Source organism: Bradyrhizobium sp. UFLA03-84 (genome assembly GCF_002289535.1).
Taxonomy (GTDB): Bacteria; Pseudomonadota; Alphaproteobacteria; order Rhizobiales; family Xanthobacteraceae; genus Bradyrhizobium; species Bradyrhizobium viridifuturi.
This window is the reverse complement of the sequence record NZ_NSJY01000013.1, coordinates 1,558,314-1,579,104: the sequence shown is the minus strand read 5'-3', so window position 1 is coordinate 1,579,104 and position 20,791 is coordinate 1,558,314. Positions and strand designations below refer to the sequence as shown.

Below are 20,791 nucleotides of genomic sequence, written 5' to 3'. Positions count from 1 at the left end.
CCACAAATTGAGGAAACACCGATGCCCGCTCCGACCCACGTCTTCGATCCGCCGTTCAACATCATTCGCTGCAGCCATGCCGTGCTCGACGTCACGGATCTCGACAAGAGCGCCGCCTTCTATGAGAAGACGGTCGGCCTTCACATCGAGGACCGCGACGACAAATCGGTGTATCTGCGCGCCAGCGAAGAGCACCAGCATCACTCGGTGGTGCTGCGCAAGGCGGCGAAGGCCGCCTGCAACCGGCTCGGCTTCAAGGTCGGCAATGACGGCGATCTCGACAAGGCCGCGGCTTTCTGCTCCGAGAACGGCATCAGCTACGCCTTCGTCGACCAGCCGTTCCAGGGCCGCACGCTGCAATTCACCGATCCGTTCGGTTTCCAGATCGAGCTCTACGCCACGATGGAGAAGCGTCCGCATCTGCTGCGGCGTTACGATCTCTACAAGGGCTGCCATCCGCAGCGGCTCGACCATTTCAACGTGTTCGCCGCCGAGGTGCAGGACACTGTCGATTTCTACGCGCGGCTCGGCTTCCGCCTCACCGAATATGCCGAGGAGGACGGCGACAACGGCCGCATCGCCGCCGCCTGGATGCACCGCAAGGGCAACGTCCACGACTTCGCCATCACCAATGGCAAAGGTCCCCGCCTGCACCACATCGCCTATTGGGTGCCGACCGCGATGAACATCGTGCATCTCTGCGACGTGATGGCCTCCTCCGGTTTCCTCAAGAACATCGAGCGCGGCCCGGGCCGGCACGGCATCTCCAACGCCTTCTTCCTCTACATCCGCGATCCCGACGGCCACCGCATCGAGCTCTACACCAGCGATTATTTCACCGGCGACCACGACCATGAGCCGCTGCGCTGGTCGCTGCGCGATCCGCGCCGTCAGACCTTGTGGGGCGCGCCGGCGCCGCGCTCCTGGTTCGAGGAGGGCTCAACCTTCGCAGGCCAGGCGGTCCGCGAGCCGCGCTTCGTCGCCGACGTGCTGGTTGCGGACTGATACGAGATACTGTTCACCTGTCGTCCCTGCGAAAGCAGGGACCCATAACCACCGGCCGCGCTGTTGCGAAGATCGTCACCCCGCGTGCCATAATGTGAAGCCTGTGGTTATGGGTCCCGGCTCGCGCTTCGCTTGGCCGGGACGACACCACCAATTGGATTGCTCATGCCCCCCCCTCGCCTCGCCACCTATTCCGTCAACAGCGTCACGCACTATGGCGCCGTCACCGACACCGGTATCGTCGACCTCTCGTCGCGTTTCGCGAAGGATTATCCGACCCTGCGCGAGGCGATCGCCGCCGGCGCGCTGAGCGGGCTCGTGGAGGACGCCGCCAAGCGATCGCCCGACCACGCGCTCGACGCGGTCACCTGGCAGCCGCCGATCCCAACGCCGGACAAGATCATCTGCATCGGCGTCAACTACCCGGACCGCAACGCCGAGTACAAGGACGGCTCGGACGCGCCGAAATACCCCAGCATGTTCCTGCGGGTGCCGCGCTCCTTCGTCGGCCACAACACGCCGGTGGTGCGGCCGCGGGTCTCGCCGCAGCTCGACTATGAAGGCGAGCTGGTGCTGGTGATCGGCAAGGCGGGCCGACACATTCCGGAAAGCGCTGCGCTCGATCACATCGCCGCGATCACGCTGTGCAACGAGGGCACCATCCGCGACTGGGTGCGCCATGCCAAGTTCAACGTCACCCAGGGCAAGAACTTCGATTCCACCGGCAGTCTCGGCCCGTGGATCGTGCCATACACCAGTGAAGCGCAGATCGCCGATGTCAGGCTGACCACCAAGGTCAACGGCGAAGTCAGGCAGGACGACCGCACCTCGCGCTTGATCTTCGGCTTCCGCTACCTCATCAACTACATCTCGACCTTCACGACGCTGGTTCCCGGCGACATCATCGTCACGGGGACGCCGACCGGCGCGGGTGCGCGGTTCGATCCGCCGCGCTATCTGAAGCCCGGCGATGTCGTCGAGGTCGAGGCCGAGGGCGTCGGTATCCTGCGTAACGGCGTCGTCGACGAAGCCAACTAGACTCAACAAGCAAGTGGACAGTGCCATGACCTCAACATCCGGCGGCGAAGCGATCGTCAACGGCCTCGTCGACCACGGCGTCGACACCGTGTTCGGGTTGCCCGGCGCGCAGATCTACGGCCTGTTCGATGCTTTCCACCAGGCGCAGCTCAAGGTGATCGGCGCTCGCCACGAGCAGGCCTGCGGCTACATGGCGTTCGGCTATGCCCGCTCCTCGGGCAGGCCCGGCGTGTTCAGCGTGGTGCCCGGCCCCGGCGTGCTGAACGCCTCGGCGGCGCTGCTCACCGCCTTCGGCTGCAACGAGCCGGTGCTGTGCCTGACCGGCCAGGTGCCGACGCAATTCCTCGGCAAGGGCCGCGGCCACCTCCACGAGATGCCGGATCAGCTCGCGACGCTGCGCACCTTCGTCAAATGGGCCGAGCGGATCGAATACCCCGACAACGCGCCTGCGATGGTGTCGCGCGCGTTCCAGGAGATGCTGTCGGGCCGGCGCGGCCCCGCCTCGCTGGAAATGCCGTGGGACGTGTTCACTCAGCGCACCCAGGTTGCGGCCGTCAAGCCGTTCGATCCGTTGCCGGCGCCGCAGCCCGATCCCGACCGCATCAAGGCTGCCGCCGATCTGATCGCCGGCAGCAAGGCGCCGATGATCTTCGTCGGCAGCGGCGCGATCGAGGCGCGCGAGGAAATCCTCGAGTTGGCCGAGATGATCGACGCGCCTGTCGTCGCCTTCCGCAGCGGCCGCGGCATCGTCTCCAACGCGCATGAGCTCGGGCTCACCATGGCCTCCGCCTACAAGCTCTGGCCGAAGACCGACCTGATGATCGGCATTGGCACCCGCATGGAGCTGCCGACGATGTCGCGCTGGCCCTATCAGCCGGCCGGCCTGAAATGCGTGCGCATCGACATCGATCCGGTCGAGCTGCGGCGCTGGCCGGCCGACGCCGGCGTGATCGCCGACGCCAAGGCCGCGACCTTCGATCTCGTCGCGGCCGTGCGCAAGGTGGGCTACAGCAAAACGTCAGGCCGCCGCGCCGCGATCCGCGAGGCGACCGCGGCCACCGAGCAGGAGATCCAGCGCATCCAGCCGCAGATGGCGTACCTTAAGATCCTGCGCGAGGTGCTGCCGGCCAACGCCATCGTCACCGACGAGCTGTCGCAGGTCGGCTTCGCCTCCTGGTACGGCTTTCCGATCTACGAACCGCGCACCTTCGTCACCTCGGGCTATCAGGGCACGCTCGGCTCAGGCTTCCCGACCGCGCTCGGCGCCAAGGTCGCCAACCCGAACAAGCCGGTGGTCGCGATAACAGGCGACGGCGGCTTCATGTTCGGCGTGCAGGAGCTCGCCACCGCCGTGCAGTTCAAGATCGGCGTGGTGACGCTGGTGTTCAACAACAATGCTTACGGCAACGTCCGTCGCGACCAGCGCGAGCGCTTCGACGGCCGCGTCGTCGCCTCCGACCTGGTCAATCCGGATTTCGTCAAGCTCGCGGAGTCCTTCGGCGCCGGCGCCGCCCGCGTCACCTCGCCCGATCACTTCCGCCCGGTGCTGGAGAAGGCGCTGGCCGATGGCGGGCCCTATGTGATCTCGGTGGAAGTGCCGACGGATTCGGAAGTCTCGCCCTGGGCCTTCATCCATCCGGCGAGAAACAACTAGAGCGTTTTCAAGCGAACTGGGTACCGGTTCGCGTGAAGAAAACGCGTCAAAATAAGAAGCCCTAGGCTGCCTTCGCGCCACGTTGCAGCCGCGACGCGGCGATCACGAGCAGGCCGGCGCCGGCGACCGACCAGCAGGCGACCGGCGCCCAGTGCACCAGCGGCGCGTAGTCCGGCAGCTTCTGCAGGCCGCCTGCGACCGCCGCCATCCGCGCGAAGGTCGCAAGCGCGAGCGCCGAGAACACGAGGCCGGTGACCTTGCCCTCGGCACCGGTCTCCCCGATCGCAAGCGCTGCGGACACCGCGCTCATCAGCATGCAGCCCCAAGCCGCGCCCGCCATGAACTGCGCTGCGATCAGGACATTGAGGCTGCCGGCGATCTCCGCGGCAATGATGGCGAACGCGCCGAGCAGCCCCGCCGCTCCCATCACGATCAGCCCGCCGCGATGCTTGACGACGATGCTGGCCGGAAACATCGCGATGTTGAAGCCGATCCAGAACACCGGCATCAGCCATTGCAGATCGTCCGGCCTCGCAAAGCGCAAATAGAACGGGGCGCTGTTGATGTTGAAGTGCAGCTGGTAGCCGAGCGACAGCAGCACCATCGACCCGATCAGGAACATCGGCACCGCGCCGAGCCGCCTTGCCGGCGGTGCAAGCCGCTCGGGCTGCACCTCCTCGGCGACGCGGCGCTCGATCCCCGAGAGGGCCAGCGCGGTCAGCAGCAGCACCGCGCCGGACAGCACGAACGGCAGCCGCGCATCCTGGTCGCGCAGCACGACGGCGAGATAGGGCGAGACCGCGCCCGCGATGCCGTAGCCGAGCATCGCCAGCGCGGCGAGGAACGGGACCGAGGGTTGTGCGCGATACTTGCCGAGCAGCGTCAGCGGCGGCGCACGCAACGCTGACGATGTGACGGCCCAGATCACGATCAGGGCGATCAGCCACATCTTTGCACCGGGTCCAGTGCCCGCCACATAGGGCAGCGCGACGAAGGCGGCGCAGGAGATCGCGGCAAGGATGCCGACGAACACGCCGAGACGGCCGACCAGGATCGAGATCCTGTCGGCCGCCATGCCCATCGCCGTATCCGTGATGGTGAAGATGGCCTGGTCCATCATCAGGATCAGGATGACAGTTGATGGCGCGATGCCGACTTCGGCGCACAGCTTGGGCAGGTAGATCAGGTAGGTGGTCCAGCCCAGCGTGAAGACGAGCTGCAGCACGGCGAGATAGACGCCGGTGCAATTGACGGCGCGGTCGGCCTTGATGGTCATCAGCTCAGTTTAGACCAGCTCTCCCATTTGCGGGAGGCCTTTGGCCTGACGGAAGCGACGAAGCAGAGGTACGAGCAGCCCAAAATATCGAAAACAACCCCATGCAAAGGAGCCGGCGTTCCGCCGGCACTCGGAAAAGCGCTTGACCCGTCGGGCAACTCAGTCGCATACTTCCATTATTCCGAAATACGGCCACCCGCCGCCGCGCAATAGCTAGCGCACCTTGCGGAAGGTCAGATTGATGCGCTGGCGGCCGAGCACGCCGTGCTCGCCATCGGCTAGCGGCACCACACCGTGATAAAATAACCGTGACGGCCCACCCCACACCGCAACATCGCCATGTTCGAGCCGGTAGCGGCGCGGCGTGTCGCTGCGCTTCAGGCCGCCGAACAGGAAGACCGCCGGCAGCCCGAGCGAGATCGAGACGATCGGCGCGCCGTAATCGAGCTCGTCCTTGTCCTGATGCAGCGACAGTCTTGCACCGGGGACATAGCGATTGATCAGGCAGGCCTGCGGAGCGAAGTCGTTGAAGCCGGCTGCGGCCGCGGCGTCGGCGGCCAGCCTGAGCAGCACGTCCGGCATAACAGGCCAATTCAGTCCCGTATCAGGATCAATCGGGTCATAGCGATAGCCGCTGGGATCGGAGACCCAGCCGACACTGCCGCAATTGGTCATCGCGACTGACATCCGGTGTCCGCCCGGCGTGATCAGATGCCGGAACGGCGCCTGCTTGACGATCACCCGCAAGGCCGGGATCAGCTCCGCCTCGAACGGCCGGACAAAGCCGCGCAGCAGCACCGCACCGTCTGCGATCGTCTCGCGCGGCGGCCGTGCGTCGCCAATTGCCTCGAACAGATCAGCGGCCACGCCTCTGCACACTCACTTCGCGTCGTGGAAGATCACACCGACGGTGTGGCGATGGCCGGACCTGATCCGGCTGACGCCGTGGCGCAGATTGACACGATACGGCCCGCGTGTCCCCTGCACTGGACGATGATGCACGGCAAAGGCCACAGCATCGCCCTTGGCGAGCGGCACCACCTCGGGCCGCGACTGCATCCGCGGCCGCTGCTCGGTCAGCACGAACTCGCCGCCGGTGAAATCGCGCCCCGGCTGCGATAGCAGGATCGCGACCTGGATCGGAAACACGTGCTCGCCATAGAGATCCTGATGCAGGCAGTTGTAGTCGCCCTCGCCATATTGCAGCAGCAGCGGCGTCGGCCGCGTCTGCCCGGCGTCATGGCAGCGCTTCAGGAATGCCGCGTGCGACGAGGGATAGCTGATCTCGATTCCCATCGTCTGGTTCCAGCGATTGGCGGTCGCGGTCAGCCTCGCATACAACGCCGGCCGCAGTTCCGCGATCAGGTCCGGCAGCGGATAGGAGAAATACTTGTACTCGCCGCGGCCGAAGCCGTGGCGGCCCATCACGACCCGGCTGCGGAACCGGCTGTCGTCGGGATAGAGCGCGGCGATGGCGTCGCATTCCTCTGGTGTCAGCAGGCCGCTAAGGACGGCGCATCCCTGCCCGTCGAGGTCGGCCGTGATCTGGTCCCAAGGGAGTGCGTCGACGCGGGCGAGGCTGCTAGTGGATGGGCGGGGGAGAGTTTTGGCTGTCGCTGTCATGAGGCGGAATCTGGCCCATGATGGCGGTCGGCGCCACCCGATTTCCGATCCGGATATGTCGAGAACGCCACCCAGTCACGCTGTCGTCCCTGCGAAAGCAGGGACCCATAGCCACTGTCATCAGTTGTACGAGAGGGCTGGGGCCACAGCGTGCCGACCACAAAATCCTGTGGTTATGGGTCCCTGCTTTCGCAGGGACGACCCGTGGAGAGTGCCGGTCGCCCGTCGAAGGAACGACGCACGGAAAGATCTTAGCCCCGCACCGGCAGCGTCGCCACGTCGTAGCCGTGGCTGATCTTGCGCTTCAGCACCGGGTCTTCCAGCTCGAACTCGAACCGGCTGGCCGGGCGGATGCCGCCCTTGGCGGCGAAGGTGCCGCCGAACATGGCGCAGCCGTCGGGCAGCTTGCCGCCATCGAAACCGCGCGCGATCAGGTCCCTGACCGGCAGCATGTGATCGAGCGTGCCCTCCTGGTAGAGCACGCGCTGGCCGCCGATTGTGGCCCAGGAGCGCAGGACGAGCTGGTCCCAGTGGCCAATGACATCTTCGAGCTCCCAGAGTTCGGAAGCCATCGGCTTGTCGCACATCTGCTTCGAGACGGTGACGCTGTAGCTCTCGACCTTGCGGTCGGTATGGTCCGAGCCGCAGCCGACGAAGATGCGGCCCTGCCAGCCGATCAGGACGAACTCCACTTCGCCGCTGGAGTCCTCGCCGCAGACCTCGATGGTATCGGCGAAGGTGATCCGGCGCGCCGAGCAGCGATAATAGATCGGCGTCGTCGCGGGCCGCGCGATGCCGAGTGCTTCGAGCTCGGCGATGTGCTTGTCGCGGGCCACCGGGTCGCGCCCGGTCCAGCCGGCGATCACCGCCTGCCGGATTTCGAGCGTCAGCGGCGTCGCGGCGCCCTTGTCGTCGACCTTGAAGGTGAGATCAAACACGGATGACGGTCTCCATTCCGGCCGCAAGCTCGAAGATGCGGCGATCCGAACCGCCCGCGGCGGCGAGCATCAGGCCGACCGGCGCCTCGCCCTCGCGATGCGCGGGCAACGAGATGGCGCAGCCATCGAGCACGTTGATCAGCGAAGGATTGCGCAGCGCACGCAAATTCTCGGTGGCGAATGCCTTGTCGTCGGCGAGGCTTGCGATGCTCGGTGGCAGGTTTGCGGTGGTCGGCAGCACCAGCGCGTCATAGGGCGCGATCCGCGCCTCGGTGCGTGCGATGAAGGAGCGGCGCGCATTGACGATGTCGATATAGTCGGCCGCCAGGAACCCTTCGCCGCGCTGGATGCGTACGGCGACGCGCGGATCGTAGATGTCGCCCTTGCTCGCGAGCAGGAAGCGGTGCCAGGCATAGCTCTCGGCCGCGGAGAACCCGCCCTTGGTGTTCATGACGCCGACATCAAGAAACTCAGGCACCTCGATGCGCTCGATCAAGGCGCCGGCGCGCGACAACGACGCCAGCGTGCGCTCGAAGGTCTTTGCAACGGCATCGTCGAGATCATCGAGCGCGACCGTGGTCGGCACCGCGAGCCGCATGCCCTTGACCGGGCGCGGCGGGATCGGCGTCACCGGCTCGTCGGCCAGCACGGCGTCGAGCACCGCGCAGCAGGCCACTGAATTGGCGAGCGGGCCGTAGCTATCCAGGGTGAACGACAGCGGCACGCCGCCGGCAAGCGGAATCCGGCGCTGCGTCGGCTTGTAGCCGACGATGCCGTTGAAGGCGGCCGGGATCCGGCAGGAGCCGCCGGTGTCGGTGCCGAGCGCGCCGAACGCCATGCCGTCGGCGATCGAGACCGCAGCCCCCGAGGACGAGCCGCCGGGCACATGGCCCACGCTCCGGTTCCAGGCGCTCTTGGGTGTGCCGTAATGCGGATTGATGCCGATGCCCGAATAGGCGAACTCGGTCATGTTGGTGCGGCCGATCACAACGAAGCCGGCGCGCTTGAGCCGCGCTACGGCGGGCGCATCGGCATCCGCCGGCGCGGAATCCTCCAGCGCCCGGGAGCCGGCGCGCGTCACCTGCCCCTTGATGTCGAACAGGTCCTTGATCGACACCGGAATGCCGGCAAAGGGCGACGGCGCAGCGTTGGCCTTGCGCAGCCGATCCATCGCATCGGCGGCTTCCAGCGCCGCGTCGCGATCGACATGGATGAAGGTGCGCTGACCCTCGCCCGCCGGATCGGCGATCCTGGCGATGCATTGCTCGACGAGCTTGCGGGCAGAGGTCGCGCCGCCGGCGAGATCGGCGGCAAGGGAGGCGAGTGTCGGATTGTTCGGCATGGCTTTCACTTCACGGCTGGCACTTGATGGCTTCAGCTGATTGTCGCGCGAACCGGGGCTGATTTCCAGTGCGTCGGCCCCCAGCCCCGCATCACTATCACTTCAGCCCGAAATAAGCCCGGTGCAGATCTTCATTGCCGCTCATCTCGGCAACCGTGCCGGAGAAGCGGATGCGCCCGCCTTCCAGCACGAAGACGCGGGTGGCGATCTCAAGAAAACCGATATTTTGCTCGGCGATCAAGAGCGCCAATCCGCGGCCCTGCAGGCTCGACAGGGCGCGCAGCACTTCCTTGACGAACAACGGCGACAGCCCGGCCGAGGGCTCGTCCATGACCAGCAGCTTCGGCTCGGCCGACAGCGCCTTGGCGATGCCGAGCATCTTGCGCTGGCCGCCGGACAGGCTGGAGGCCGGGTCGCGGCGCTTGTCGCGCAACACCGGAAACAGGCCGTAGAGCTCGTCGACCCGCGCGCCGGGATTGGCATGGCCCAGCGCCTGCGCGCCGACGCGGATGTTCTCCTCGATCGACAGATCGGGGAACACCGCAAGCTCCGACATGTAGGTCATGCCGCGCTTCATGCGATCCGAGGATCGCATCCTGGTGATATCCTCGCCGCCGAGCTTGATGTGGCCGCTGCGGGCTTCGATCAGGCCGACCAGCGATTTCAGGAAGGTGGTCTTGCCCGCCCCATTGGCGCCGAGCAACAGCACGGTCTCGCCGGGACGGACGTCGAGATCGACGCCCCACAACACCTGCATGGTGCCGTAGCCGGCATCGACGCCGCTGGCGTCGAGAAGCGGGGCTGCATCAGTGGGCATGCTCGCCTCCCAGGAACACTTCGATCACCTGCGGCTCGCGCACCGCGGTGGCGAGCGTGCCTTCAAAGATCTCCTTGCCCGCGTTGAGCACGATCACGCGGTCGGTGATCTGTTCGATGAAGCCCATCAGATGCTCGACCACGATGATCGCCATGCCGGTCGCAGCCAGCGCCTTGATGCGGCCCGCAATCCAGTCGAGCTCCGCCGGGTTGAGACCCGCGGCGAGTTCGTCGAGCAGCAATAGCCGCGGCCGCGTCGCGAGCGCACGGGTGAGGTCGAGCATCTTCTGCTGCGCGCTGTTGAGATCGGCGGCCGGACGGTCGGCGACCTCCTTCAGCCGGTACTCTTCAAGCAGTTCAGCAATCGACGGCGCGTCGGTCGCGCCGCCATAGGCCAGCGCCACCTGGATGTTCTCGCGCACGCTGAGCGACAGGAACGGCTTCGGCACCTGGAAGGTGCGGTTGATGCCGCGATGGACGAGCTTGTGCGAGGCGACGCCGCCGGACGATACATTGTCGAACACGACCTCGCCGCCATCGGGGGCATAGAGGCCGGAGATGACGTTGATCGCCGTGGTCTTGCCGGAACCGTTCGGGCCGACAAGGCCGAGGATTTCGCCCGGCACGACGTGGAAGCTCAGGCCGTCGAGCGCGTGGAAACCGCCGAAGCGCTTGACCAGCTTCGAGACCTCGAGGATGGGGGTTTTCTCAGGGGACATGCCACCCCCTGCGCGTTGCCAGCGACACCAGCCCTGCGGGCAGGAACAACACCAGTCCCATGATCAACAGGCCGTAGATCAGCTGGAAATATTGCGGCGTGGTGAAGCCGATCAGATTGTAGATGCCATAGAGGATCAGCACGCCGACGATCGGTCCGGTAATGGTGGCGACGCCGCCGAACAGCGCGAACACGATCGCGAAGATCGAGAACTCGCCGGAGAACACGTTGTCCGGATAGAACACCGAGACGTACCAGGCGTAGATACCGCCGGCGAGGCCCGCGACCAGCGCCGAGGCGAGCCAGGCGATCACCCGCATCTTGATGATGTTGACACCGGCCATCGAGGCCGACACCGCATCCTCGCGCACGGCCTGCAACGCAAGGCCGAACGGCGAGTTCTTCAGATACACCACCGCCCCGACCGTCAGCGCCATCACGACGACAGCCGCGTAATAGGCATGGGTCGGGTTGAACGTGCCGGTGAGCGACACGCCGTAGGGACCCTTGGTGATCCCCTCCAGCGCCGGGTTGGCGACGAAATGCAGCACCGCGAGCGAAGCCGCGAGGTTCGCGATCGCGAAATACGCGCCCGACAACCGCAACAGCGGCGTCAGCAGCAGGCCGAGCACGACCGCGACGGCGCCGCCGACCAGCACCGCGAGCGGCGCCGGCGTCTGCAAATGCATCACCATGATCGCGAAGCCGTAGGCGCCGGCACCGAAGAAGCCGACATAGCCGAACGGCAGATAGCCGGTGAAGCCGTAGATGATGTTCACGCCCTGCGCGAGGATCAGGAAGATCACGAAGTTGAACAGCAGCAGATGGTTTTGATAGACGCCGGGCAGCAGTGCGAACACCACCACCAGCGGCGCCAGGATGAACAGCAGGTGTTTCGAGGCGTTATGCAACGCGCACCCGCCTTCCGAGCAGACCGCTCGGGCGCAACAACAGGATCACGATCAACAACACATAGGGCAGCAAGTCGGCCCAGGAACTGAGATAGGTCTGCACCAGCATGTAGCACAGGCCGTAGACGACACCGCCGAGCGCGGTGCCCAAGGGATTGCCGAGCGAACCCAGCACGACGATCGCAAACGACGTCACGGTCGCATCGGCGCCGAAGGCGGGCGTCACGGAGCCGAACATGAAGGGGGCGAACACACCGGCAACCGCCGCGATTCCGAGCCCGATGCCGAACGCCGCCGCCGAGACGCGGTCGACATCGATGCCGGTCGCCAGCGCCTCGTCACGGCGTGACATCACCGCACGCGTCAGGGTGCCGAGCCGCGTGTGGTAGAGATAGAGGTAGACCAGCCCGATCGCGATCAGGCTGGTGATGGCCGCGATCACCCAGGGCGCGGGAAAGCCCTGGCCGAAGATCTGGATCGGCCCTGCCCCACCGGGCTTGCCGCCGAACAGCTTGACCTTGATGGTCGAGAACACGGTGCCGAGCAGTCGGCTCTGGATCGAGCGCTCGCTGGTGCCGGCGAAGATCGTGGTGACGGCTTCGATCACCTGCGACAGGCCGAAAAACAGGATGATCGACAGCATTTCCGGATTGGCCGAGCCCTGCAGCCGCGGTACCAGCACCCAGTACAGCAGCACGCCTGCCAGCACGAAGACCATGAAGGCCAGCGGCACCGCGAACAGCGGATCGATGCCGGCAATGCCGACCACGCCGAGCGCGATGAAGGCGCCGAGCATCAGGATGTCGCCATGCGCAAGATTGACGATGCGCATGACGCCGAACACGAGATTGAGGCCGATGCCGACCAGGCTGAAATACAGCCCGAACAGCACGCCGGCAACGAGCGCATAGGTCATGCTATCGCTCGCAGCCGAAGGTTGCGCCTGCCGCCCTCACCTGCATCACGGCGCCGGATAGACCGGCTTGCCGGTGGCGGTCTCGTGCGGGTAGATCGAGACGAACTTGATGTGATCGTGCTCGTCGACCGTGAGCTGGCCGAGCGGCGTCAGCTCGCCGATCTGGCCGCCGGTCTCATCCAGCGCGAAGGTGCCGTCCAGCGTCTTGAGCTGGCCGCTGAGCGAGAACACGGCACGGCGCAGCTCCATCTGCTCGAGGCTGGTCGCGACCGACAGCGTCTTCTCGATCACCAGCGCCGTGGTGTAGCCGGCGACCGCGTTGAAGCCGAACTCCATCTTGCCGTCGTTGTACTTCTTGGTCCAGGCGGCGCGGAAATCCTTCATGTTCATCCCGAAATTGACGGGATAATCCAGCTCGGACGGCGGCACATAGGTCCAGACGTGCTCGAGGCCCTTGGCGCCGACATTCTTCTCCAGCAGCTCGGTCTCGAGACCGGCATAGATCGCGAACAGCATCTTGAACTTGGTGCCGACGTCCTGGACGTTGCGCAGGAAGGCGATGTCGTTCGGCGCATAGCCGAAATGAATCACCGCGTCGGGATTGGCGTTGCTGATATTGTTGATGATGACGTTGTAGTTGGTGGTCTCGGTCGGAACGCCCTGGTCGTAGACGATCTCGATCGGCGCGCCGGACTCCTTGACGAACTTGCGGAACGCGTTGGCCTGGGTGCCGGTGAACTCGTTGGTCGCATAGAGGATCGCGACCTTCTTGATGCCGAGGCCCGGGCCATCATGGCTGATGAAGTCGGCGACCGGCTTCGGCCAGATCGTCGACACCGGGTCGGCCATCAGCGCGATATAGGGATTGTCCTTGGAGAAGAAGCTCGCGCCGGTGCCGGTCTGGTCGAACAGGAACATCTTGTGGTCGCGCGCGATCGCGACCGCAGGCGCCGTCAGCACCGATCCGGAATCGGCGACCAGGAGATCGACCTTATCCTGGGTGATGAGCTGGTTATAAAGCGTCGAGGCGGTCGCGGTGTTGCTCTGGTCGTCATAGGACACGAGCTTGATCGGGATCTTCTTGTCGAACGCCTTCACGAAGACGCCGCCCTCGGCGTTCTTCTGCTCGACCCACAATTTCAGCGAGCTGTAGACCGGCATCGAGATCGAGGCGTAACGCCCCGAGGACGCATACAGCGTGCCGATCTTGATCTCCGACGGTGCGTCGGCGGCCATCACCTGCGTGGCAAATGCGAGGCTGGCAGCGAGTGCCGCGCCGATGATCCTCAGCATGATGTTATTCCTCCCGGTATCTTGGACGTGTCTTGGACGTGTCCTGAGCCTGTCTTGGACGCGGCCCTTCTACGCGCCGGATCGAAGCGACACAAGCATCGCGGCCTTAGCAATTGTGCGAGGGGCGGAATATGCGGCATGCGCCGGACACAGGCCGCTGCGCGCGGCATGGATGGACCGTTGACGGGCCTTGGTCCGATGGCGCATCAAGACTGTAACGATTTCGGGAGGAGACATCAGACATGGCCGAGCCCGCGCGCGCGAAACCAAAACCGACACCGGAAACCCAGCATTTCTGGGATGGCACCAAGGCCGGCGAGCTGCGCCTGCAGCGCTGCGACGCCTGCGCCAATGTCTACTTTCCGCCGCGGCCGTTCTGCCCCTCCTGCGCCTCGCGCAAGGTCTCGGTGTTCAAGGCCAGCGGCAAGGGCAAGCTGTACAGCTACGTCATCAACCATCGCCCCGCCGCACCCGGCTTCACGCCGCCTTACGCGATCGCCATCGTCGAACTCGACGAGGGCCCGCGCATGATGAGCAACATCATCGATTGCCCGCAGACGCCGGAAGCGCTCGAGCTCGACATGCCGCTCGAGGTCGCCTTCGAGGCGCTCGACGACAAGATCACCCTTCCCTTGTTCCGTCCGGCAAAGGGCTAACACGATGCGCAGGAACCACGTTGCCGTCGTCGGTGCGGCCGAAACCACCGAGCTCGGCGTCATCCCGAACATGTCGCAGATCCAGCTGCACGCGGACGCGGCGCTGAATGCGATCGCGGACGCCGGTCTGAAGCTGTCCGACATCGACGGCTTCGCCACCGCGGTCGAGACCCCGCAGCAGATGGCGCATTATCTCGGCATCACGCCGACCTGGGTCGACGGCACCTCGGTCGGCGGCTGCTCCTTCATGCTGCATGTCCGCCACGCCGCCGCGGCGATCGAGGCCGGCCTGTGCAAGACCGTGCTGATCACCCATGCCGAGAGCGGCAAGTCGATGATCGGCAAGCAGCCGCGCTTCACCGCGCCCGACAGCTTGAACGGCCAGTTCGAATCGCCGTTCGGCGTCTACGGCCCGCCGAGCATGTTCCCGATTCCGGTGCTGCGTTTCATGAAGACCCACGGCATCACGCATGAGCAGCTGGCGATGGTCGCCGTGGTGCAGCGCGAATGGGCGGCGAAGAACCCGCGCGCCACCATGAAGGATCCGATCACGGTCGCCGACGTGCTGAATTCGCGGATGATCGCCTATCCGTTCCGGCTGCTGCAATGCTGCCTCGTCACCGATGGCGGCGGCGCGCTGATCCTGACCTCGGCCGACCGCGCCAAGGATTTCCCGCAGAAGCCGGTCTACATCCTCGGCACCGGCGAGAGCGTCGAAACCCCGATGGTCAGCCAGATGAAGACCTTTGATAGCTCGCGCGCTTTCAAGGTCGCGGGCCCGCTCGCCTTCAAGGAGGCCGGCATCACCCACAAGGACGTCGATCATCTGATGATCTACGACGCCTTCGCGCATCTGCCGCTCTACGGCCTCGGCGACCTCGGCTTCATGCCACATGAGGAGACCGGCAAGTTCATCGCCGACGGCAACACCCGCCCCGGCGGCAAGCTGCCGCTCAACACCAATGGCGGCGGCCTGAGCTACATGCACTCCGGCATGTACGGCATGTATGCGTTGCAGGAGAGCGTGCGGCAGATGCGCGGCATCGCGCCGGCGCAGGTGCCGAATGCGAAGATCTCGGTCTGCCACGGCGTCGGCGGCATGTTCGCCGCAAGCGGCACGATCATCTTTACGAACGAGAAATGAGCAAGCTGCTCGCCTCCCCCTTTCCCCGTCCTTACGGAGAGAGGGTTGGGGTGAGGGGCTGCCTCCACACACTCGGACTCGCGGAAAGTCCCCCTCACCCGGATCGCATCTGCGATGCGATCCGACCTCTCCCCGCAAGCGGGGCGACGTAAGCAAGGCACCAAGAGAACCCACATGGCAAAATCACTGCAGGATAAAGTCATCATCGTCACCGGTGCGGGCCGCGGCATCGGCCGCGAGATCGCGCTGCTTTGCGCTGCGGAAGGCGCCAAGGTCGTGGTCAACGATCCCGGCGGCGCGGCCGACGGCGGCGGCTCGAGCGCGGCGCCCGCCGAGGAGGTGGTCGAGGAGATCAAGAAGCGCGGCGGCACGGCCGTTGCCAATTTCGAGTCGGTGGCGGAAGCCATTCCGGCCAGCAAGATCGTCAAGACCGCGACCGATCATTTCGGCCGGCTCGACGGCGTCGTCAACAATGCCGGCATCCTGCGCGACATGATCTTCCACAAGATGAGCGTGGAAGCCTTCGAGGCCGTCATCAAGGTGCATCTGATGGGCTCGTTCTATGTCAGCCACGCCGCGGCGCGCATCTATCGCGAGCAGGAGTCGGGCTCGTTCGTGCACTTCACCTCGACCTCCGGCCTGATCGGCAATTACGGCCAGGCCAACTACGCCGCGGCCAAGCTCGGCATCGTCGGCCTGTCGAAGTCGATCGCGCTCGACATGGGCCGCTTCAACGTGCGCTCGAACTGCGTGTCGCCGTTCGCCTGGACCCGCATGATCGGCACCATCCCGACCGAGACCGATGCCGAGAAGGCGCGCGTCGAGAAGATCAAGCAGATGGGCCCGGAGAAGATCGCGCCGGTCTGCGCCTATCTGCTCTCGGACGCCGCCAAGGACGTCACCGGGCAGATCTTCGGCGTGCGCATGAACGAGATCTTCCTGTTCGGCCAGCATCGTCCGGTGCGCTCGGTGCATCGCGGCGAAGGCTGGACGCCGGAGACCATTGCCGAGCACGGCATGCCGGCGCTGAAGGGATCGTTCGCCAAGCTCGACCGCTCGGCCGACGTCTTCACGTGGGATCCGATCTGATCCTGCGATCCGATCCGATCTGACAGTTTTATGAAAAAGTCGCCTCCGCGAAGCCACGGAGGCGACACACTCTTTGGTTGTTTCTTCATGGCGTGCCCGCATTGTGCCAGAATTGCGGGCGCATGATCGTCCTCCCCATAACAAAAAAGCCTGGGAGGACTTCGTGACAAATCCAAGCAACACAGAGCAACACGAGGCCGACGGAACGAAGGCGTTCGACCGTCGAACCATTTTGCGCGGCGCAACCGCGCTTGCTGCAACCGCGATGGCGGCGTCAGATGCATCCGCTCGCGACTACGGCCGCAATGCGGAGCCGCAGCGTTATCCCGATCCCGACATCGTCGTGATCGACGACAAGCGCTTCAAGGCCAAGGTCGGCAACACCGCGATCAAGCGGCTCTACACCGGCTGCCTGTGGGCGGAAGGCCCGGCCTGGAACGCACAGGGCCAGTATCTGGTGTGGAGCGATATCCCGGCCAACCGGCAGTTGCGCTATCTCGACGATGACGGCCACATCTCCGAGCAGTTCCACAAGCCGTCGAACGAGGCCAACGGCTCGACCTTCGATTTCGAGGGCCGCCAGATCACGGCCGAACGCACGCGGCTGGTGCGCTACGAGCACGACGGAACCGTCACGTCATTGGCGGAGCAGGCCAACGGCAAGCAGCTCAACGGCCCGAACGACATGGTCGTGCACCCGAACGACAAGTCGATCTGGTTCACCGATCCCGGCTACGGCGCGATCTCGATCTATGAGGGCCAACGTGCCAACACCGGCTCGAACCAACCCTACCAGAAGGAGGCCGTCTACCGCATCGATGCGTCCACCGGCCAGATCACCAAGGTCTGCGACGAACCGTTCAAACCGAACGGCATCGCCTTCAGCCACGACTACAAGAAGGTCTACGTCTGCGACACCGGCATCACGCATTATCCGAACGCGAAGAACATCGTCTGGCAGTACGATCTCAACGGCGACAAGCTCTCCAACCCGCGCACGCTGATCGACATGACGCTGGACGGCAAGTCGGGCTTCCCGGACGGCATGCGGGTCGACATCGACGGCAACATCTGGGTCGGCGCCGGCTGGGTCGGACCAGGCTATGACGGCGTCCAGGTGTTCGCACCCGACGGTGCGCGCATCGGCCAGATCCTGCTGCCGGAGACTTGCGCCAACCTCACCTTCGGCGGCAAGAAGCGCAACCGTCTGTTCATGACCGCGAGCCAGTCGCTCTACGCGGTCTATGTGGAGACGAGAGGCGCGCACAACTGCTGAGATCACCGTCGTCCCGGCCTAGTGCGCAATTGCGCACTAGGCCGGGACGACACTGTGGCTGGCCGCTATTCCCCAATAACTAACCGCTATTCCGCAGCCCCGCCGAGATGCCGTTGATCGTGATCTGGATCCCGCGCAGCACCTGCTCGTCCGGGTTCTGCGCGCGGTGCTCCTTCAGCAGCTCGACCTGCACGTGGTTGAGCGGATCCATGTAGGGGAAGCGGTTGCGGATGCCGCGCTCCAGCAGCGGGTTGCCCTGCAGCAGCCGGTCATGGCCCATGATGTCGAGCAGCGTTTCGATCGACAGATGCCACTCGCGGCGGATCTCACCGAAGATTTTCTCGCGCAGCGCGACGTCGGGCACCAGCTCGGCATAACGCGAGGCGATCGCGATCGAGCTCTTTGCCAGCACCATGTCCATGTTGGACAATAGCGTGCGGAAGAACGGCCATTCCCGGTAGAGCTCCTGCAGCAACGGCATGCCCTGCTCCGGATGCTCAGCGATCCAGGTCTCGACAGCAGCGCCGAAGCCGTACCAGCCGGGCAGCATCAGCCGGCATTGCGCCCACGAGAACACCCAGGGAATGGCGCGCAGGTCTTCGATCTCGCGGGTTTTCTTGCGCGAGGCCGGACGGCTGCCGATGTTCAAGGTCGCGATCTCGTTGATCACGGTCGAGCCCCAGAAGTAGTCGGCAAACCCCGGAGTTTCATAGACGAGGCCGCGATAGGCCTTGAAGGCGAGCGCGGAAATTTCCTCCATCGCCTTGAGATATTCGGGGCGCGGCGCGCTCCGCCGCGGCTGCAACAGGCTGGTTTCCAGCGTCGCCGCGGCGAGGATCTCCAGATTGCTGCGGCCGACCTCGGCGTTGGAATACTTCGACGAGATGATCTCGCCCTGCTCGGTAATGCGGATCTGGCCGTTCACCGCGCCGCCGGGCTGCGCGATGATCGCGTCATAGCTCGGGCCGCCGCCGCGGCCGACCGAACCGCCGCGGCCGTGGAACAGGCGCAGCCGCACGCCGTGGCGCTCGAACACCTCGACGAGGCCGATCTCGGCCTTGTAGAGCTCCCAGCCCGAGGTGACGAAGCCGCCATCCTTGTTGCTGTCGGAGTAGCCGAGCATCACTTCCTGCACGCTGCCGAGACTGTCGACCAGCTTGCGGTAGTCGTGCAGCACCAGCATGCGGTCCATGATGCCGCTGGAGGCCTGCAGATCCTCGATGGTCTCGAACAGCGGCACGATGTTGACGGCGCTGCGGCCGGACGGATTGACCAGCCCGACCTCCTTCAAGAGCACCGCGACCTCGAGCATGTCGGACATGCCCTTGCACATCGAGATGATGCACTGGGAGATCACCTCGGGACCGAATTTGGCATGCGCTTCGGCCGCGGCGTGGAACACCGCGAGCTCGCTTTGGGTCTCCTCGGAATATTTGACGAAGGGCGAGGCCAGCGGCCGCGCGTTGCGCAGCTCCCCGAGCAGCAAATTGACGCGCGCGTCCTCGCCGAGTGCCAGATACGACATGCCGGGATTGGCGGTATCGAACAGTTCGGCGATGGTGCGCTCATGCACCGCCGAGTTCTGGCGGATGTCGAGCCGCGCCAGATGGAAGCCGAAGCAATCCACCGCGCGCCGCAGCTGCCGCAGCCGGCCGCGCGCGATCACACCGGAATTGTTCGCAATCAGCGAGCGGTTGAGCACATCGAGGTCGGCCTGGAACTCCCTGACGGTCGAATAAGGCTCGGCCTTGCCGACCGGCGGCCGGGTGGTCTCGACCTCGAGCCTCATGGCCGTGGCGGCGAGCCGCGCATAGATGCCGGAGACCGCCAGGCGATACGGCTCGCCGCTGCGATGCGGCGAGGTGTCGGGCGAACGCTCGGCAAGGATGCGCAGCTCGTCCGAGACGTCGGCGAGATGCGCCGCGAGCGACAGCTCGGCGCCGAGTGCATGCAGCTCCTCGAGATAGAAGCTGAGCACCCGGCTCGACTGCAGCCGAAGCGTGCCGCGCATCACCTCTGCGGTGACGAACGGATTGCCGTCGCGATCCCCGCCGATCCAGCTTCCCATCGTCAGGAACGAGGCGAGATCGCCGGCCTCACCGCCCTCCTTGTTCAGGCGGTCCTCCAGCGCGCAGTGCAGCCGCGGCACCTCCTGCAGGAAGGTGTAGTCATAGAACGACAGGCCGTTGGCGACCTCGTCGAGCACGGTTAGCTTGGTCCGGCGCAAGAGATTGGTCTGCCATAGCGTCACGACGGCGCGGCGAAGCTGCTCGTCGCTGGCTTCGCTCTCGTCCGGCGTCATCTGCAGCCGCTCGCGGCGGTCGAGCAGGTCCGCGATCTCCATCTCGCGGTCCATCGTGCTCTTGCGTCGGACCTCGGTCGGATGCGCGGTCAAGACCGGGCTGACCAGCGCGCTCTTGAAGAAGCTGCGCAAATCGGCCGGGCCGATGCCGGCCTGGCGGGCATGCACCAGCGTCTGCTCCAGCGTGCTCGGCCGCGGCGCCCCGCTCGGGCCGCGGCTGCGCATCTGGCGGATGTTGTTCTGGTCCTCGGCAATGTTGGCGAGGTGGGAGAAATAGCTGAAGGCGCGGACGATCCGGAGCGTCTCGGCGATCGACATGCTGTCGAGGATGCCTTCGAGCTCGCGCCGCGCCAACTTGTCCTCATCGCGATGGAACCGGACCGAGGTCTGCCGGATGCGCTCGACCAGGTCGAACACGTCGGCCCCTTCCTGGTCGCGCACGGTGTCGCCCAGCACGCGCCCCAGCAGGCGGATGTCGTTCCGGAGCCGTGCGTCCTCCTCCTGTGCCTGGACTTCCGCGGCGCGCTTGGCACGGATTTCGGTCTCGGAGGGCATGGTTTGGGGAGGCAAAGTCTGGGGAGACATGGCGTGGCTACTCCAGAGGCTGCCCGGCTCCTCCCGAGTGTGCGCTTTTTTTGCCGCAGCGCAAGATGAACTTGGGGGCGGTGCACCACCGCTGTCGTCCCTGCGGAAGCAGGGACCCATAACCACAGGGCCCTGTTATTGAACAAGGCGGTGGCCCCAGCTCGCTTCACCCCCACGTCCTGTGGTTATGGGTCCCGGGTCGCGCTTCG

Annotated in this window: 18 protein-coding genes; 7 read left to right on the top strand and 11 right to left on the bottom strand. The window is 65.4% G+C overall.

Annotation, left to right across the window (positions count from 1 at the left end):
• Positions 1-21 precede the first annotated feature (21 nt).
• The 3 genes from hpaD (at position 22) to CK489_RS21455 (ending at position 3,697) form a co-directional block, all read left to right on the top strand.
• Complete coding sequence (gene hpaD, locus CK489_RS21465; protein ID WP_095733597.1) at positions 22-1,005, top strand: 3,4-dihydroxyphenylacetate 2,3-dioxygenase; 984 nt, start codon at positions 22-24, stop codon at positions 1,003-1,005.
• Positions 1,006-1,170: 165 nt separating this feature from the next.
• Positions 1,171-2,043 (top strand): fumarylacetoacetate hydrolase family protein, encoded by an 873-nt coding sequence (locus CK489_RS21460; RefSeq protein ID WP_095733596.1) that lies wholly within the window; start codon positions 1,171-1,173, stop codon positions 2,041-2,043.
• Between the two features lie 25 nt (positions 2,044-2,068).
• Complete coding sequence (locus CK489_RS21455; protein ID WP_095733595.1) at positions 2,069-3,697, top strand: thiamine pyrophosphate-dependent enzyme; 1,629 nt, start codon at positions 2,069-2,071, stop codon at positions 3,695-3,697.
• Positions 3,698-3,758: 61 nt separating this feature from the next.
• On the opposite strand, the gene CK489_RS21450 is transcribed toward CK489_RS21455, so the two are convergent.
• From CK489_RS21450 to CK489_RS21405, 10 genes are all read right to left on the bottom strand, one after another.
• Positions 3,759-4,973, bottom strand: coding sequence for an MFS transporter (locus CK489_RS21450; protein ID WP_095733594.1), 1,215 nt, complete (start codon positions 4,971-4,973; stop codon positions 3,759-3,761).
• Between the two features lie 213 nt (positions 4,974-5,186).
• Positions 5,187-5,840: a DNA oxidative demethylase AlkB gene (gene alkB, locus CK489_RS21445; protein ID WP_095733593.1), complete on the bottom strand. Its 654-nt coding sequence runs from the start codon at positions 5,838-5,840 to the stop codon at positions 5,187-5,189.
• Positions 5,841-5,852: 12 nt separating this feature from the next.
• Positions 5,853-6,596, bottom strand: a complete 744-nt coding sequence (locus tag CK489_RS21440) for a 2OG-Fe(II) oxygenase (RefSeq protein WP_095733592.1) — start codon at positions 6,594-6,596, stop codon at positions 5,853-5,855.
• A 251-nt stretch (positions 6,597-6,847) separates the two neighbouring features.
• Positions 6,848-7,534, bottom strand: a complete 687-nt coding sequence (locus CK489_RS21435; protein WP_095733591.1) for a DUF2848 domain-containing protein — start codon at positions 7,532-7,534, stop codon at positions 6,848-6,850.
• Positions 7,527-8,876: an amidase gene (locus tag CK489_RS21430; RefSeq protein WP_095733590.1), complete on the bottom strand. Its 1,350-nt coding sequence runs from the start codon at positions 8,874-8,876 to the stop codon at positions 7,527-7,529. The genes CK489_RS21435 and CK489_RS21430 overlap by 8 nt, the downstream gene beginning before the upstream one ends.
• Positions 8,877-8,973: 97 nt before the next feature.
• Positions 8,974-9,693 carry an ABC transporter ATP-binding protein gene (locus tag CK489_RS21425; RefSeq protein ID WP_095733589.1) on the bottom strand — a complete coding sequence of 240 codons (720 nt, stop codon included), beginning with the start codon at positions 9,691-9,693 and terminating at the stop codon, positions 8,974-8,976.
• Positions 9,683-10,411 (bottom strand): ABC transporter ATP-binding protein, encoded by a 729-nt coding sequence (locus CK489_RS21420; RefSeq protein ID WP_095733588.1) that lies wholly within the window; start codon positions 10,409-10,411, stop codon positions 9,683-9,685. Before CK489_RS21420 ends, CK489_RS21425 begins: the two co-directional genes overlap by 11 nt.
• A complete protein-coding gene (locus tag CK489_RS21415) occupies positions 10,401-11,321 on the bottom strand; it encodes a branched-chain amino acid ABC transporter permease (RefSeq protein WP_050626183.1) in 921 nt (306 codons plus the stop codon). The genes CK489_RS21420 and CK489_RS21415 overlap by 11 nt, the downstream gene beginning before the upstream one ends.
• Entirely contained in the window at positions 11,314-12,237 is a 924-nt protein-coding gene (locus tag CK489_RS21410; RefSeq protein ID WP_050626182.1) for a branched-chain amino acid ABC transporter permease, read from the bottom strand. The genes CK489_RS21415 and CK489_RS21410 overlap by 8 nt, the downstream gene beginning before the upstream one ends.
• A 45-nt stretch (positions 12,238-12,282) precedes the next feature.
• Complete coding sequence (locus CK489_RS21405) at positions 12,283-13,530, bottom strand: amino acid ABC transporter substrate-binding protein (protein ID WP_050626181.1); 1,248 nt, start codon at positions 13,528-13,530, stop codon at positions 12,283-12,285.
• Positions 13,531-13,772: 242 nt separating this feature from the next.
• Between CK489_RS21405 and CK489_RS21400 the strand changes: the two genes are divergently transcribed.
• The 4 genes from CK489_RS21400 (at position 13,773) to CK489_RS21385 (ending at position 17,695) form a co-directional block, all read left to right on the top strand.
• Positions 13,773-14,186: a Zn-ribbon domain-containing OB-fold protein gene (locus tag CK489_RS21400; RefSeq protein WP_021079894.1), complete on the top strand. Its 414-nt coding sequence runs from the start codon at positions 13,773-13,775 to the stop codon at positions 14,184-14,186.
• Positions 14,187-14,190: 4 nt separating this feature from the next.
• On the top strand, positions 14,191-15,330 hold the full coding sequence (locus CK489_RS21395) for a thiolase C-terminal domain-containing protein (protein ID WP_095733587.1): 1,140 nt from the start codon (positions 14,191-14,193) through the stop codon (positions 15,328-15,330).
• Between the two features lie 174 nt (positions 15,331-15,504).
• Positions 15,505-16,419: an SDR family oxidoreductase gene (locus CK489_RS21390; RefSeq protein ID WP_028338734.1), complete on the top strand. Its 915-nt coding sequence runs from the start codon at positions 15,505-15,507 to the stop codon at positions 16,417-16,419.
• A gap of 163 nt (positions 16,420-16,582) precedes the next feature.
• Positions 16,583-17,695 carry an SMP-30/gluconolactonase/LRE family protein gene (locus tag CK489_RS21385; RefSeq protein ID WP_095733586.1) on the top strand — a complete coding sequence of 371 codons (1,113 nt, stop codon included), beginning with the start codon at positions 16,583-16,585 and terminating at the stop codon, positions 17,693-17,695.
• 79 nt (positions 17,696-17,774) lie between these two features.
• On the opposite strand, the gene ppc is transcribed toward CK489_RS21385, so the two are convergent.
• On the bottom strand, positions 17,775-20,567 hold the full coding sequence (gene ppc, locus CK489_RS21380; RefSeq protein ID WP_502694136.1) for a phosphoenolpyruvate carboxylase: 2,793 nt from the start codon (positions 20,565-20,567) through the stop codon (positions 17,775-17,777).
• Positions 20,568-20,791 lie beyond the last annotated feature (224 nt).